The 15,596-nt window shown below is 66.7% G+C and carries 12 protein-coding genes; 7 read left to right on the top strand and 5 right to left on the bottom strand.

The features are described 5' to 3' along the window. Positions 1-9 precede the first annotated feature (9 nt). The 7 genes from narJ to IGS60_RS20735 all read left to right on the top strand — a co-directional run bounded on the left by narJ (position 10) and on the right by IGS60_RS20735 (position 7,320). Positions 10-666, top strand: a complete 657-nt coding sequence (gene narJ / locus IGS60_RS20765) for a nitrate reductase molybdenum cofactor assembly chaperone (RefSeq protein WP_230506044.1) — start codon at positions 10-12, stop codon at positions 664-666. A 27-nt stretch (positions 667-693) separates the two neighbouring features. Continuing rightward, on the top strand, positions 694-1,380 hold the full coding sequence (gene narI / locus IGS60_RS20760; RefSeq protein ID WP_230506043.1) for a respiratory nitrate reductase subunit gamma: 687 nt from the start codon (positions 694-696) through the stop codon (positions 1,378-1,380). Between the two features lie 15 nt (positions 1,381-1,395). Further along, positions 1,396-2,142 (top strand): peptidylprolyl isomerase, encoded by a 747-nt coding sequence (locus IGS60_RS20755; protein WP_230506042.1) that lies wholly within the window; start codon positions 1,396-1,398, stop codon positions 2,140-2,142. 102 nt (positions 2,143-2,244) lie between these two features. Continuing rightward, on the top strand, positions 2,245-3,231 hold the full coding sequence (gene moaA / locus IGS60_RS20750; protein WP_070313637.1) for a GTP 3',8-cyclase MoaA: 987 nt from the start codon (positions 2,245-2,247) through the stop codon (positions 3,229-3,231). A 175-nt stretch (positions 3,232-3,406) separates the two neighbouring features. Beyond that, the gene (locus IGS60_RS20745) at positions 3,407-5,293 is read left to right on the top strand and encodes a type IV pili methyl-accepting chemotaxis transducer N-terminal domain-containing protein (RefSeq protein WP_306798509.1); all 1,887 of its coding nucleotides are present in this window, start codon (positions 3,407-3,409) and stop codon (positions 5,291-5,293) included. A gap of 24 nt (positions 5,294-5,317) precedes the next feature. Beyond that, on the top strand, positions 5,318-5,980 hold the full coding sequence (locus IGS60_RS20740; protein WP_034781594.1) for a response regulator: 663 nt from the start codon (positions 5,318-5,320) through the stop codon (positions 5,978-5,980). Positions 5,981-6,108: 128 nt separating this feature from the next. After that, complete coding sequence (locus tag IGS60_RS20735) at positions 6,109-7,320, top strand: NnrS family protein (RefSeq protein ID WP_230506040.1); 1,212 nt, start codon at positions 6,109-6,111, stop codon at positions 7,318-7,320. A 7-nt stretch (positions 7,321-7,327) separates the two neighbouring features. Here the strand turns inward: IGS60_RS20735 and IGS60_RS28390 are convergent, their stop codons facing one another. The 5 genes from IGS60_RS28390 to IGS60_RS20715 all read right to left on the bottom strand — a co-directional run bounded on the left by IGS60_RS28390 (position 7,328) and on the right by IGS60_RS20715 (position 15,567). Further along, the gene (locus IGS60_RS28390; RefSeq protein ID WP_268994148.1) at positions 7,328-7,453 is read right to left on the bottom strand and encodes a hypothetical protein; all 126 of its coding nucleotides are present in this window, start codon (positions 7,451-7,453) and stop codon (positions 7,328-7,330) included. Positions 7,454-7,486: 33 nt separating this feature from the next. Further along, positions 7,487-10,924 (bottom strand): response regulator, encoded by a 3,438-nt coding sequence (locus tag IGS60_RS20730; protein WP_230506039.1) that lies wholly within the window; start codon positions 10,922-10,924, stop codon positions 7,487-7,489. Between the two features lie 48 nt (positions 10,925-10,972). Next, positions 10,973-12,670 (bottom strand): ATP-binding protein, encoded by a 1,698-nt coding sequence (locus IGS60_RS20725; RefSeq protein WP_230506038.1) that lies wholly within the window; start codon positions 12,668-12,670, stop codon positions 10,973-10,975. A gap of 288 nt (positions 12,671-12,958) precedes the next feature. Next, the gene (locus IGS60_RS20720; protein ID WP_230506037.1) at positions 12,959-15,208 is read right to left on the bottom strand and encodes a hybrid sensor histidine kinase/response regulator; all 2,250 of its coding nucleotides are present in this window, start codon (positions 15,206-15,208) and stop codon (positions 12,959-12,961) included. Then, a complete protein-coding gene (locus tag IGS60_RS20715; RefSeq protein WP_230506036.1) occupies positions 15,205-15,567 on the bottom strand; it encodes an Hpt domain-containing protein in 363 nt (120 codons plus the stop codon). Before IGS60_RS20715 ends, IGS60_RS20720 begins: the two co-directional genes overlap by 4 nt. Between the last annotated feature and the right edge of the window lie 29 nt (positions 15,568-15,596).

The raw sequence follows: 15,596 nt of genomic DNA, 5'->3' as shown, positions 1-15,596 counted from the left end.
GGAGACGATATGACACACGCTATGCATCACTATCAAGTCCTCTCGCGCCTGCTGCTGTACCCGGAGCCCGAGCTGATCGCGCACCTGCCGCAACTGGAGGCCGCGCTGGCGGCCGTGCCGGAGCAGCACGCGCTGTTGCGGCCCTTGCTGGCGCACCTGGAAAGCAGCAGCCTGATCGACCTGCAGCAGCAGTACGTGGCCACCTTCGACCGCAATCCCTCGCACTCGCTGCACCTGTTCGAGCATATCCACGGCGAATCGCGTGACCGGGGCCAGGCCATGGTCGACCTGATGGAGGAATACAAGCGCCACGGCCTGCAGATGGTGGGCGACGACTTGCCCGACTTCGTGCCCCTGTTCCTGGAGTTTTTGGCGCAGCTCGACGAGGCAGTCTCGGCGCCGCTGCTGGGCGACGCCGTCCACGTGCTGGCCCACATCGGCCGCAAGCTGACGGCCAACGGCAGCCCGTATGCGCCCGTCTTCACCGTGCTCGAACGCCTGAGTCCCGTGGCGGCCGAAATGCTGGCCGAACCGCCGGTGCGCGACATGGATGAAGCGCTGGAAACCTTCGGTCCCGGTGCGGATGGCGTCGAGCCCTTGCTGCGTCAAGCACCGGGCGGCGTCCATCCCGTGCATTTTCACCCGCAGCCGCGCCGCGCCGCTTGAAGCGCGCCCGCATGAGGAGAGTACATCATGAGTAATTATTTGCATCAATTTGTGTATGGCATTTATCCATACATCGCGCTGGCCATCTTTTTTCTCGGCAGCCTGATCCGTTTCGACCGCGAGCAATACACGTGGAAGTCCGATTCCAGCCAGCTGCTGCACCGCGGCAGCCTGCGTTTGGGCAATATCCTGTTCCACATCGGCATCATCGGCCTGCTGTTCGGCCATGCGGCCGGCTTGCTCACCCCGGTCTGGGTGTGGGATACCATGGGCGTGTCGCATAGCCTGAAGCAGGGCGTGGCCATGGCGGCCGGCGGCGTGATGGGCGGCCTGTGCCTGGCCGGCATCCTGATCCTGCTGGTGCGCCGCTTCAGTAACGACCGGCTGCGCGCCGTCACCACGGCCGGCGACAAGCTGGTGATGGTGTGGATACTGCTGACCTTGCTCCTGGGCCTGTCGTCTATCTTCGTCTCGGCGTCGCACATGGATGGCCACATGATGGTCTTGCTGATGAACTGGGCGCAGCACATCGTCACCTTCCGCGGCGACGCCGCCAGCTTCATCGTCGATGCGCCGCTGGTGTTCAAGCTGCATTTGTTCATGGGCATGTCGCTGTTCGTCATCTTCCCGTTCACCCGTCTGGTGCACGTGTGGAGCGGCTTTGGCGCCATCGGTTACCTGGGACGCGCCTATCAACTGGTGCGCCGCCGTTAAGAAAGGAATCACATCATGGGAATCTCCGTCAATGGCATCGATATCGACGATGCCGACATCGCGCAGGAACTGCCGCATCACGACGGTGCCGGCAATCCGCTGAAACAGGCCGTGCATGAACTGGTGCTGCGCCGGCTGCTGCTGGCCGAGGCGCAGCGCCTCGGCGTGCAGGGCGGCAGTATTGATGACCGCATCGAGGCGCTGTTTGCGCAGGAAGTACGCGTGCCGCCCGCCGACGATGCGGCTTGCCGCACCTTTTATGCACAGCGCCCGCAGCTGTTTCGCAGCGGGGCGCTGGTCGAGGCGCGCCACATCCTGTTTCAGGTGACGCCGGAGGCGCCTTTGGAGCTGCTGCGCACGACGGCGCAAGCCGTGCTCGATGCCCTGAAACTGGCGCCCGAGCGCTTCGCCGAACTGGCGGCGCAGTATTCGAACTGTCCGTCGGGCGCCCTGGGCGGTAGCCTGGGCCAGCTGTCGCCGGGCCAGAGCGTGCCGCAATTCGACGCCCTTGTGTTCCGCCTGGAGGCAGGCGCGCTGGCCGGCCATTTGCTGGAAACGCGCTTCGGCTACCACATCGTGCAGGTGCTGCGCCGGGTCGAAGGCCAGGCCATCCCGTACGAAGCGGTGCAGGCGCAGATCGCCGACCGCCTGGCGCGGGCGGCGTGGCAGCGCGCCGTGCACCAGTACCTGCACCTGCTCGTGGGGCGGGCGGACATTGCCGGTATCGAGCTCGAAGGCACAGCCAGCCCGCTGGTTCAGTAAGTAGAAATGCGTAGCTAAAAAGGCGTAGGCCGCTAGGCCTTCTGGGGCACAGCCAGATCGTGCCCCAGCCTTTACAATCACGGAAGAATCAGGAGTAGCGTCATGGGTAGCGTCAAGTTGCAGGACCGTTTTGGCCGTTCGATCGATTATGTACGGCTGTCCGTCACCGACCGCTGCGATTTGCGCTGCGGTTATTGCATGCCCAAGGGATTTCGCGGCTTCGAGGAGCCGAAGGACTGGCTGACGTTCGACGAGATCGAGCGCCTGCTGGGCATTTTCGTGCGCCTCGGCACGCGCCGCGTGCGGCTGACGGGCGGCGAACCGCTGTTGCGGCGCAATCTGCCGCAGCTGGCGCAAAGGCTGTCCGCGCTGCCCGGTCTGGACGACCTGTCGCTGTCGACCAACGCCACCCAACTGGGCAAGCATGCCGTGGCCTTGCGCGCGGCCGGCGTGGACCGCATCAACGTCAGCCTCGATTCGCTCGACCGCGCCTGCATGCAGCAGATCACGGGACGCGACAGCCTTCAGCCCATTCTGGATGGCCTGATGGCGGGCAAGGCGGCCGGTTTCGACCCGATCAAGATCAATATGGTGGCCATGCGCGGCGTCAATGACGGCCAGATCGAGGCCATGGCGGCCTTTTGCATCGAGCAGCAGTTCATCCTGCGCCTGATCGAAGCCATGCCGATGGGCAGTACGGGCCGCAATGCCAGCTACATGCCGCTGGGTCCCGTTCGCGAACGCCTGGCGGCCCGCTTCGGCCTGGTGCCGCAGGCGATGGAACTGGGGGGAGGGCCAGCGCGCTACATGGCGACCCCCGACGGACGCTCGAGCATCGGCTTCATTACGCCCATGTCGCAGCATTTTTGCGCCACCTGCAACCGGGTGCGCCTGTCCGTCGATGGTACCCTGTACCTGTGCCTGGGACAGGAAGAGAAATTCGCGTTTGGCCCCATGCTGCGCGGCGGGGCCACGGATGCGCAGATCGAGGCGGCGATCCGCGCCGCCATCGAACTGAAGCCGCAGCAGCATGATTTCAATACGCAGCCGGACAAGATTATCCGGTTCATGGCGCAGACGGGCGGCTGAGTGGAGGTGTCACTGCTGGGGTCAGACCCGCCGGGGAAATACGTCCCAGTGGGCCGTATTTCGATCCGCAGGGACTGACCCCGGATCTTTGCCTGTGGGTGGAGTGATGTCGCTGACTTGACTGCATAGAGGCCACAAACAGGCATTCATTAGGGGTAGTATGAAATTCAAGGCGATGTTTTCTTCCTGGCAGAAGCTGTCGACCAAGATCGTCGGCGCGCTGCTGCTCATGCTGGTGCTGGCCTTGAGCGCCATCGGCTGCACCCTGTTTTTGTCGTGGCAGCTCGAAGGCAGTTCGGCCGCCATCAACGAGACGGGCCGGCTGCGCATGCAGACCTACCGCCTGACCCTGCTGCTTGCCAGCGACGCCCGCGAGCAGGCGCGCCAGCAAGTGCTGCTGATCGACGAGACCCTGGCCAAGATCGGCCACGGCGACCCGCAGCGTCCCCTGTTCCTGCCCCCCAGCACGGCCATCAAGTCCGAATTCGAACGCATCGGCGTCGCCTGGCGCAGTGCCTTGCGTCCGGCCGCCCTGGCCGCCGATTCCATTGTGCGCGCGCGCCAGTTCGAGCATGACGCCGACACCTTCGTGGGCCAGGTCGACCAGCTGGTGCGCCTGATCGAGCACGACAGCGAACAGCGCACCTTCTGGCTGCGCGCCTCGCAGCTGATCCTCGTCGGCATGGCCGTCATCGGCACGGTCAGCATGATTTACCTGATGTTCATGCTCATCATCGAACCGGTGACGCGGCTGCGCCTGGGCATGCAGCGCATGAAGGAGCGCGACTTCAGCGTGCGCCTGGCCGTCGAGAGCAATGACGAATTCGGCCAGCTGGCCAGCGGCTTCAACCAGATGGCCGACCGCCTGCAGGCGCTGTACGGCAACCTGGAAGAGGGCGTGCGCAGCAAGACGGCCACGCTCGAATACCGCAACCGCGAGCTGGCGCTGCTGTACGAAAGCGCGGCCTTTTTGCAGCGCCCGCAGCCGCTGGAAGACATCTGCGGCGGTTTCATGCAGCGCATCGTCGATTATTTCGAGGCCGACGGCTCCACCGTGCGCGTGCTCGACGCCGAGCGGGGCAACCTGCACATGGTGGTGCATACGGGCCTGTCCGAAGAGCTGGTGGCGTCCGAGCATTGCCTGAAGGTGGGCGACTGCCTGTGCGGCACGGCCGTCGAGATGAAGGTGGCGAAAGTGCACGACATGCGGCGCATCGACAAGGCGCACGAGCTGCGCTGCCACCGCGAGGGCTTTGCCACCGTCTCGGTTTTCCATATCCACGCGCACGAACAGCACCTGGGCTTTTTCAACCTGCATTTCCGCCATGCGCGCGTGTTTTCCGCGCGCGAGCTGGCCTTGCTGGAAACCCTGGGCCAGCTGCTGGGCATCGCGCTGGAAAACCTGCGCCTGGCCGCGCGCGAACGCGAGATGGCCATTTCCGAAGAGCGCAACCTGGTGGCGCAGGGTCTGCACGACAGCATCGCGCAAAGCCTCAACTTCCTCAACCTGCAGGTGCAGATGCTCGACGACTCCGTGCGCAATGCGCGTTTCGACGAGGTGGCGGGCATCGTGCCGGCTCTGCACGCGGGCGTGAAGGAAAGCTACGAGGACGTGCGCGAACTGCTGGCCAATTTCCGCAGCCGCCTGATGGAGGATGACCTGATTGGCTCCCTGCGCGCGGCGCTCGACAAATTCCGCCGCCAGACGGGCATCGACGCCGAGCTGCTGGCCGACGTCGACGGCGCGCCATTCCCCCGCGAGCAGCAATTGCAGTTATTATTCATCGTGCAGGAAGCGCTGTCGAACATCCGCAAGCACGCGCAGGCCAGCCACGTCGAGGTGCGTCTCGCCGATCACCAGGATTTTACGCTGACGATCAGCGACAATGGCGTCGGCTTCGACGCTGCCGCCGTGCTGGAAAAGGGCGACAGCCATGTCGGCATCCATATCATGCGCGAGCGCGCGCAGCGCATCGACGCCACGTTCGACGTGCATGCCTGCCCCGGCGGCGGCACGACCGTCGAACTGCATTTGTCGCGCGAGCAGCGCCGCGCCGCCTAAGCCACTATCAGAAAGTATAAAAAAATGGAGACTCCCGATAAACCGATCACCGTCATGCTGGTGGACGACCACGCGCTGTTCCGCAGCGGCATACGCTCGCTGCTGCAGCGCCATACGGACTTTTCCGTCGTCGGCGAGGCGGCCGATGGCGTGGAAGGCATCAAGCGCGCCATCCAGCTGCAGCCCGACGTGGTGCTGCTGGACCTGAACATGGCCGGCATGTCCGGCGTGGAAGCGCTGCAGCTGATGCAGCACGACTGCCCCGATACGGCCATCGTCATGCTGACCGTGTCGGAAGACGCCGAAGACCTGGCCACGGCCCTGCGCGCGGGCGCCTGCGGCTATTTGATCAAGAATATCGACGCCGACTACCTGGTGCGCGCCATTCGCCGCGCGGCGGCCGGCGAAGTCGTCATCGCCGAAGCCATGACGGGCAAGCTGGTGGCGCAGCTGCAGGCGGGCACGCGGCGCGAGGAACCCGTGTCGGAGCTCGACAAGCTCACGCCGCGCGAAAAGGAAATCATCGATTGCCTGTCGCGCGGCGAGAGCAACAAGGGCATCGCCCGCACCCTCGACCTGGCCGAAAGCACGGTCAAGATCCACGTGCAGAACGTGCTGAAAAAACTCAACCTCACGAGCCGCGTGCAGGCGGCCGTGTACGCGGTCGAGCACCGCCAGGGCAAGTAGCCCGAGTCGGGGGCTGACCCGCCGGGTCAGACCCCATGGCTATTATCTCTCTCTAGTCCTTTTTGCCGATGGCAGTTCCTGTGCTTTTAAAGTAGTATATTGAATATATCTTTAAAGGCGACTCCATCATGGCCATCACCCCGATCAGCGAACCTTCTCCACCTTCCACGACAGCAGGCGCCGCTCCCTGGCATGCCGGCCACGCCGTCTGGCAACTGGGCTTCCGCCCGTTTTACCTGCTGGCGGCCGTGTTTGCGGCCATCGCCATTCCCCTGTGGCTGGCCAGCTATGGGAGCCTGCTGCCTGGCGGTCTGCAGGTGGGCCTGGGATGGCACATGCATGAAATGGTGTTCGGCTTCGCGCTGGCTGTCGTCGTCGGTTTCCTCTACACGGCGGGGCGCAACTGGACGGGCTTGCCCACGCCGCACGGTGCGCAGCTGATGGCGCTGGCGGGGCTGTGGCTGGCGGGACGCGTGGCCATGCTGTGCGGTCCCGGCCTGCTGCCGGCGCTGGTCGACTGGCTGTTCCTGCCGCTGGCCGCCTGGCCCCTGTACCAGGTGCTGCGCCGCTCGGGCAATACGCGCAACCTGTTCCTCGTCGGTCTGCTGGCCTTGCTGGCGCTGGCCAATGCCCTGTTCCACGCGGCCGTGCTGGGCTGGCTGCCGCTGTCGCTGTTTGTGCCCGTGCAGGCGGCCATCTTCATCATCGTGCTGATCGAATCGGTGATCGGCGCGCGCGTCATTCCCATGTTTACCCGCAATGGCGCACCGGGCAGCACGCCGGTGGCCAGTCCGAAACGCGCGCTGGTCGCCGTAGCCTGCATGGCGGCCGCCGCGATCGCGTGGCTGGCCGGCGCGCCGGCCTGGCTGACGGCGCCGCTGGCCTTGTGCGCCGCCGGCGTATCGCTGGCCAACCTGCTGGCCTGGCAGCCGCAGCGTACGGTGCGCGTGCCGCTGCTGTGGATTTTGCACCTGTCTTACGCGTGGATCGGCATCGGCTTTGCGCTGCTGGCGGCCGCCAGCCTGGGTCTGCTGCCGGCCAGCGCCGCCTTGCACGCGCTGACGGTGGGATCGATGGCGGGCCTGATCATCGGCATGATGACGCGCACCACCCTGGGCCACACGGGACGTGCGCTCAAGGGCGGCAGGGCGGAAGCGGCGATGTACTGGCTGATCCAGCTTGGCGCGCTGGCGCGCCTGCTGGCTGCCGTCGGTCCCGCCGCGCTGTCCATGCCGCTGCTGCTGGCGGCCGGCGCGTGCTGGTCGCTGGCCTTTGGCCTGTATGCGTGCGTGTATGCGCCTTATTTGTGGCGTGCCAGGGTGGATGGCCGCGAAGGCTAGCCTGGCGTCAGAACGGGCGCCAGGCCAGCAGTTTCTTGATTTCCGGCGCCCAGTAGGACAGCGATTCGCCCACGACAAATAGCAGCATGCCCAGCATGAAGGCTCTCAACAGCAAATCCCTGCACCAGATCATGGTGTCTCCTAAATTTTTATATTGGCAAGTCTATCATTGGCATGCGCTGCCATGTTGTGTTTCTGGCATGACCGGCTGGCCGGGCGCCGGCGTCTGTGCCGTGAATGCGGCGACGGCATCGATGGCGTGCGCCAGCGCCTGTTCCAGGGCATCGAGCGCGGCCGACGCATCGCCGCCCGCGTGCAGCAGCTGTTCGGCTTGCTGGGCGGCTTGCAGGGTGGCGGGCAGGGCCAGGCTGCCTGCCACGCCGGCCAGCTTGTGCGCCAGCGCGGCGGCGTCGCCGCGTGCATTGGCCGCCAGCAGCGCGCGCATGGCGCCCACCGTATTGCGGTAAGTGTTGCCGAAGTGCGACAGATGCTGGCGGTAGGGCGCTTCGTCGAGCCACTGCGCCATCCCTTGCGCCAGGTCGATCACGGGCGCCGCGCCGCCTGCCCGCGAGGGCGTCGCCGCTTCGGTCGCTGCCGGCGGCAGGGCCGGCAGCCCTTGCGCATGGCGCCGGTGCGCGCTCGCGATCAGGGCGATGGTCTGCGGCACGTCGAACGGTTTGCTGATGAAATGGTTCACGCCCGCTTCCAGCGCCGCCGTGCGCTGTGTCCGGAACGCCCCGGCCGTCAGGGCCACCACGGGCAAGTCCTGGAACTGCGGCAGCTGGCGCAGCGCGCGCGTCGCCTGCAAGCCATCCATGACGGGCATCTGCACATCCATCAGCACGATGTCGACGTCGGACGGGTGGGCCAGCAGCCAGTCCAGCGCCTGCTGGCCATCGCAGGCGAACGAGGGCAGGGCGCCCTGGTCGCACAGGATATGGTTGACCACGTCGCGGTTGATGTCGCTGTCGTCGACCACCAGCACGCGCACGCCGGCCAGCACGCGTGCCCCCAGCGCTGCGTGGCCCGTGTCCAGGCCGGCCGCTTCAGCACGCCGCTGGCGCGCTTCCATCGTCGCGTTGTACAGGCTGGAAGCCGTCACCGGTTCGTTGAGGATGGCATCGGCCGGATTGGCCGGGTCCGTATGGCGGCGCGCGGGCGCTGTCGCCGGTGCGCCGCTGGCCGCCAGGATCACGATGGGGCAATCCTGCGGCGGCAGGTGCTCGCGCAGGGCGCGCGCCGTGGCTTCCCCGTCCATGTCCGGCATGCGCGCGGCCAGCACGATGACGCCGGGCCGCGCGTCCTCGGCGCAGGCCAGCGCATGCTCGAGCGCCGCCTGGCCGCCGGAGACGGCATGCACGCGCCAGCCCAGGCCCTGCGCGACGGCGGCCACGGCGGCGCGCGAGTCGGCCTTGCCGTCGGCCAGCAAGACGCGCAAGCCCTGCATGTCGGGCGAGGACGGGGCGCTGGCGGGCATCAGCTCTAGCGGCACCGTGAAACTGAATGTGCTGCCCTGGCCCATGACGCTTGTCAGGCGCATGGCGCCGCCCATCAGGCGCACCAGCTGGCGGCAGATGGTCAGGCCCAGGCCCGTGCCGCCGAAGCGGCGCGTGGTGGAGCTGTCGGCCTGGGCGAAGGCGGAAAAGATCGCCTCCTGCACCTCGGGCGCGATGCCGATGCCCGTGTCGCGCACGCTGAAACACAGCACCGCGGCGTCGCCGTCGCGGCTCTCCAGCGTGCTCGTCAGCTCGACCGCGCCTTGCGCGGTGAACTTGATGGCGTTGCTGGTCAGGTTGACCAGCACCTGTTCCAGCCGCAGCGCGTCGCCCATCACCTGCTCGACGCCATCGGGCAGTGGCCCGATGCGCACTTCGATCGGCTTGTCATGCGCGGCCACGCCCATGCTGGCGGCGATCTTTTCGATCACGTCGGCCAGGCGGAACGGCGCCCGTTCGATGGTCATGTGGCCCGCCTCGATTTTCGATACGTCCAGCACGTCGTTGATGATGCCCAGCAGGGACTGGCCGGCGGCGCGGATCTTGCGCGCCATGAGCAGCGCTTCGCCATCGAGGCCGTCGCGTTCCAGCAGCCAGGCCATGCCGAGGATGGCGTTGAGCGGCGAGCGGATTTCATGGCTCATGTTGGCGAGGAATTCCGCCTTGCTGCGGTTGGCCGATTCGGCCGCGTCGCGCGCCAGCAGCATGGCCTCTTCGGCCTGCTTTTGCGTGGAAATATCCTGGGCAAAGATCAGGGTCGCCGGTCCATCCTTGAGCACCACGCGCGTGGTGGTCTTGTACATGGGCACGGGCAGGCCCTGCTTGCCCAGGCCCACGGCCTCGAACACCTGTTCGCTGGGCGAATCCGCCTCGATCAGCGCTTCATTGGCGGCCAGCGCCGCCAGCGATGGCGCGGAAATCATGGCGGACCAGGGCAGGCCGTTCAGATTGTCATCCGCCGTGTAGCCGTGCAGCCTGCGGTAGCGGGGATTCGAGTAGATGAAGCGGCCGTGGCGCAGGATGGCGATGGCCACGGGCGCGTCTTCGATCAGGGTGCGAAAGCGCGTTTCGCTGTCGGACACGGCTTGCATGGCCTGGCGCTCCGTTTCCTGCTCCGCATGCCAGGCGGCCTGCTGCCGGCGCCGCCGCTGGCTCCAGAACAGCAGGCTGGCCGCGGCCAGCGCCAGCACGGCAAAGGAAAGGACGTAGCCGAGCGCCTGGCGTTGCAGCGGGGCGGCGATGGCCGCTTCTTCGCGGCTCAGGCCGATGATGAGGGCGCGGTCCATGTGCAGGGCCGGCGGGGCGATGGTCGCCATGGCCATGACGCGGGGGGCGGCGGGGGCGCCGGCAATGTCGACGCCGCTCAGGACGCCCGCCTGATAGCCGCTGTCGCGAAAGCGCCGCAGGAAGCTGCCGGGGACGTCCATGTTGGCGCCATTGGCAGTCCTGGCCGGGTAATTCAGGAACTGCCGGCCGTCGCCATGCAGCACCACGGCCCAGACGTCGGGCGCGTACATGGCGGTGCGGAACTTGGCCGTGAAGTATTCGGGGGCGAAGGTGGCCACCACCACGCCGGCAAAGCGGCCTTGCTTGTCCTGCACCATGCGCGACGCCGTGATGACCAGGTCGCCCTTGAAGGTATGGAAGGGCGCCGAGATGTACAGCATGCGCGCATCGGGGGCGTCGCGCGCCGTCTGGAAGTAGCCGCGGCGCGAAAAATCCTGGTCCGCCAGTTCCGCGATGTTGGTGGCGACCGGCTTGCCTTGCGCATCGATGACCAGCATGGTGCGCACGCCAGGCATGGCGTCGACCAGCGCGGCCAGGCGCCGGGGCAGCGCTTGCCCGGCGTCCGGTGCCGTGCCGGCGGCCAGATAGTCGCGGATCACGCCGCCCAGCACCAGGTTGGTTGCCTCCAGGTCGACTTCGATATTTTTTGCCAGCAGCGCCGTCAGCACGCTCAGGCGCTCGCGTTCGGCCGCGTCGTGGCGCGCCGCCTCGGCCAGATGCGCATAGGCGAGGGCGGCAGCGACGATGAGCAGCCCGAGGAGCAAGAACAGCCATTCGATCCATTGTCTGCGCGCCGCCGCCGCATCTGTGTGATAGGTCATGTGGCGATGCTATACCCGATATGGATTGAGAACAACTTTTGCGCACAACTATGCATGTGATAGTGTGGCCAATTTGCCCCCAAGGGACAGGGGCAGGTGCAGGCGGAAGACGGCGCCCTGGCCCGGCGCGGATGCCACGCCGATGCTGCCGCCCATCAGCACGGCGAGCTGGCGCGCGATGGCCAGGCCCATGCCTGCGCCGTCATGGGCGCGGCTCGGCGAGTCGTCCGCCTGCGAGAATTTGTCGAAGATGACGCCCTGCTGCGCCTGCGCGATGCCGATACCCGTATCGCGTACTTCGATCTGCAGGTCCGCGCCGCTGTGCATGACGTGCACGTCGACCCGCCCGGCAGCCGTGTAGCGGATGGCGTTATCGAGCAGGATATCGAGCACGCGCACGAGGCGCACGCGGTCGCAATCGATGCTCGGCGGCGTGGCGGGCGCCACGTACGCGGCCAGCTGCAAGCCCTTGCGGGCCGCGCGCGGCCGGTGCGGCGCCAGCGCCAGTTCCAGCAGCTGGTCCAATGGCGCGGCGCTGGACTGCAGCCTTACCTGGTCTTGTTCGAGCGCGCTCAATTCCATCGCCGCCTCGACCATGGCCAGCAACTGGCGGCCGCTGTCCTGTATCGTTTGCGCGTAGGCGGCCTGTTCCGGCTGGCGCAGCTGCTCCAGCAGCAGCTCGGAAAAGCCGAGGATGCCGTTCAGGGGCGTGCGCAATTCATGCGACATGTTCGACAGGAAGCGCGACTTCGCCTCGCTGGCGGCGATAGCCCTGGCGCGGCTGTCGACCAGGCGGCCGATCAGCAGCACCAGCGCGGCCCACGACAGCACGATCAGCGCGCTCGTGATGGCCGCCATCAGCAAGGCCTGGTCGCGGCGCGAGACGTAGTCGGCCAATACCGTGTCGCGGTCCAGCCCGACCAGCATGTACAGCGGGTAGCCGGCCAGTTTTTCGAACGCGTAAAAGCGCAGGACACCGTCGACGGGACTGCGTTCGGTGAAGCCGCCCCGCGTTTTACCTTGCATCAGAGAAAATACCTTGCTGCCGCCGATATCCTGGCCGATGGTGTCGACGGCGCCGACCCGGCGCGCGCGCACCACGCCGTCGTTGCCGACCAGTTCGGTGGAGCTGTTGTCGCCCAGGTCGACTTCGTCGTACAGGCGGGTAAAGTAATACGGGTCCATCGAGACCACCACCACGCCCTTGAAGCGGCCATCGGCATGGTTGATGCGGCGCGTCATCTGGATCGACCATTTTTTCGACACGCGGCCCAGCACCGGCTTGCTGATATACAGTTCGCCGCTGTCGCGCTGCATGTGTACCCGGATGTGCTCTCGGTCGGCCAGGTTGGTGGGCTGGAAAGGGCGGCTCGACAGCACCATGTCGCCCTGTTCGTCGACGATGGTAAACAGGTTGTACAGGGGGCCGGGATTGAGGCCTTGCCGCAGATCGGTCACGATGTCGAGGCGGCTGCCCAGCGCCTGGTAGCGGCTGCGCAAATACGTGACCGCCTGATCCGCCGCCTCGATCGTGCGGATTGCGTGTTCGTCAAAGACGCGCGCCATGCTGCGCGCATCGCGCCCGGCGCCGGCGACGGCGGCGTCGTAGGCGTGCCGCAGTTGCAGCATGGTGATGCCCCACAAGCCCGCCAGCAGCACGGCCATGAAGAGCGACAGCAGGGTACGCGTATCCCAACGCTCCCAACGCTCCCAGGCCATGGCCTTCCAGTATCTGTGCTGCCGCATGCCGCCTCCGCAAGGTCTGCCAGTTGTGCCGTTGTGCGAGGATGCCCGGCGTCGCTGGCGCGTCGTTTTATCAATTATAGCGAATATAATTGATTTTAACGATTAAAATGATTTATCGAGGAAAAGTGTTGTTTTGTGCGCGGCCCGGGCGGCTAAGTAATCCTCGGGAAATTATTGTGAATTTATGACGAACAGAACCGGATGCTGTGCAAGGCGCCTGCAGTGACGCAGTGCGAGCACTGCTAGCTGCGGGCAACACAGCACAGCGCCGGTTATGGAAGTCAGAAATTACAATAATTTATTGGGGGTTACTTCGCGTATCGCCGCCTGGCGCGTCAGCCAGCGGTCGACCATTTCGCGCAGCTGGGCGGCCGTAAACGGCTTGGACAGATAATCGTCCATGCCGGCCGCCATGCAGCGCTGACGGTCGTCCTCGGTGACGCCGGCCGTGAGGGCGATGACGGGCAGGCGCGGCGCGCCGCTGGCCGCTTCGCGGGCGCGCAGGGCCCGGCACGCCTGATAGCCGTCCATGACGGGCATCATGCAGTCCATCAGGACCAGGTCGTACTGCTGCTCGGCCAGCGCCTGCAAGCCCAGCTCGCCGTTTTCCGCCGTGTCGATGCGGTAGCCGCGCGCGCCCAGCTGCAGGCACACCAGCTGGCGGTTCAGCGCCGTGTCCTCGACCAGCAGGATGCGCGCGCCCCCTTCCGAGGCTGTGGCGGGCGGGGCGGCCGGTTCCGATGGCGGCACTAGCGCTGGTTCCGGCTCCGGCTCCGGCGCCTGCGCCGGCATGCAGGGGATGCGCACGGTGAAGCGGGAACCGGCGCCGGGCGCGCTGCTGCAGAAAATCTCGCCGCCCAGCAGTGCCACCAGGTGCTTGCAGATGGTCAGGCCCAGCCCCGTGCCGCCATAGGCGCCGCTGATGCTGTCGTCGGCCTGGCAAAACGGCTCGAAGATGCGGCTCAGCTGCTGCCCCGTCATGCCGATGCCCTGGTCGCTGACCATGGCGACGAGGCAGGCGCTGGCGCCGTCCGGCGTGGCCGGTTCCAGGTGCAGGCGCACGGTCACCGTGCCGGAGGGCGTGAACTTGATGGCATTGCTGAGCAGGTTGCCGAGGATTTGCGCGAGGCGCGTGCGGTCCGAGCAGATCAGCGGCGGCACGCTGTTGCCGATTTCGCTGACCAGGAACAGCTGTTTGCTATCGGCCTGCGGGCGGTGCAGCGCCAGCACGTCGTCGAGCAGCAGGCGCGGGTCGAAGTCGCGCAGCTCGATGCCCATCTGGCCTGCCTCGACCTTGGACAGGTCGAGGATATCGTTCAGGATGCGCATCAGGTGCTGCACGCCATCGCCGATGCGCTGCGCATGCTGCCGCTGCGACGCATCGAGCGCGGTGTCCTGCAGCAGTTCGGCCATGCCGGCGATGCCGGCCATCGGCGTGCGGATCTCGTGGCTCATGACGGCCAGGAAGCGCGACTTGGCGGCATTCGCCGCTTCCGCGCGCGTTTGCAGCGCCAGCGCCATGGCCGCGTCGCGCTCCTGGCGCCGCAGCAGGGCCAGGATCAGCGCGATGGCCCCGGCCAGCACGAGCAGGCTGACCACGGCCGCCCCGCCCATGGTGCGCAGCATGCGCCGCCAGGCCGCCAGATACACCGCGTCCGTGACGGTCACGTTGACGGCCAGCGGATAGTCGCGCACCAGCCGGATGCCGGCCAGACGGTCGACCGTGCGTCCCTGTTCGGCCGCGCGCGGCGTGTCCACCTGCAGCACGCCATCGCTCTTGCCCTGTTCCAGCAGGCGGTAGGTGCTGCCCGTCAGGTTGCGCTTGCCCATCATCTCGGGCACGGCCGGCCAGCGGGCCAGCAGCGTGTAGTCGCTGCGGTACAGGGAAAAGGCCGTGTGTTCGCCGATGCTGGTGCTCTGGAAGAATTTGCTGAAGAAGTCGCATGACAGGCCGACCAGCACCACGCCCAGGAAGCGGCCGTCCGGTCCGCTGATGCGCCGGCTGATATAGAAGGTCCAGGCGCCATTGCCCTTGTTTTGCACGGGCGCGCTGACGTGCATGCCGCCGTTCGGGTGGCGCCGGTGATACTCGAAGTAATCGCGCTCGCCGAGGCGGATGGACGGCGCGGGAAAGGCGCGGCTGAAGGCCAGCACGCTGGCGTCGCTGCCGACGATCGATACGACGTCCACTTGCGGCACGCCGCCGATCTTGTGCCGCAGCGTCTGGTGCATGGCCTGGGTACCGACGGCGGCGGCCAGCGCCTGCACGTCCGCAGGGGCGGCGGCCTCGATCTCGTTGCTGACGCTGTCGAGCACCAAACGGGCCGCCGTCATGCTCTGCGCCGTGTTTTCCGCCAGCAGCAGCGACAGGTTCGACAGGTCCTGTTTCCAGTCATCGACGGCTTCGCGGTGCAGCAGCACGCCGGAGACGGCGATGCGCAGCGCCAGCAGGCCCACCAGCACCAGGCCCACGACGGTCGTCATGGTGCGCGGCCGGTAGCGGTGCACCAGGCGCAGGACGGCCTGGCGCGCGTTCATTCCTGCGCGCCCGTGTATTCAAGCATGCTGCGGCGAACCTCCTGCTCCACCGCGCCGAGCAGCGCCGCCGTTTCGGTCAGCCAGTCCGCTGCCGCCGCACCTTGATGGCGCACCAGCTGCTCGAGTGCCGCCAGGCGCGCCACCAGGGCACCGGCTCCCAGCAGGGCCACGGTGCCGCGCAAGGTATGGCAGCTATGCACGATGGCTTGCGCCGCACCGCCGCGCACGGCCTGCTCGACGCGCGCAAACATGGCCGGCGACGTGTCGAGGTAGGTCTGCGACAGGGCGCGGAACATCTCCAGGTCGTGGCCGGTGGCGTGGAACAGCACGGCAGGATCGATGTGGCGATAGGCTGGCATGGCGGCTCCGTGGCGAGGGGAAAGCGGTG

Source organism: Janthinobacterium sp. FW305-128, assembly GCF_020858135.1.
In the GTDB taxonomy this organism is placed as follows: Bacteria; Pseudomonadota; Gammaproteobacteria; order Burkholderiales; family Burkholderiaceae_D; genus Janthinobacterium.
This window is presented reverse-complemented; position numbering and strand designations above follow the sequence as displayed.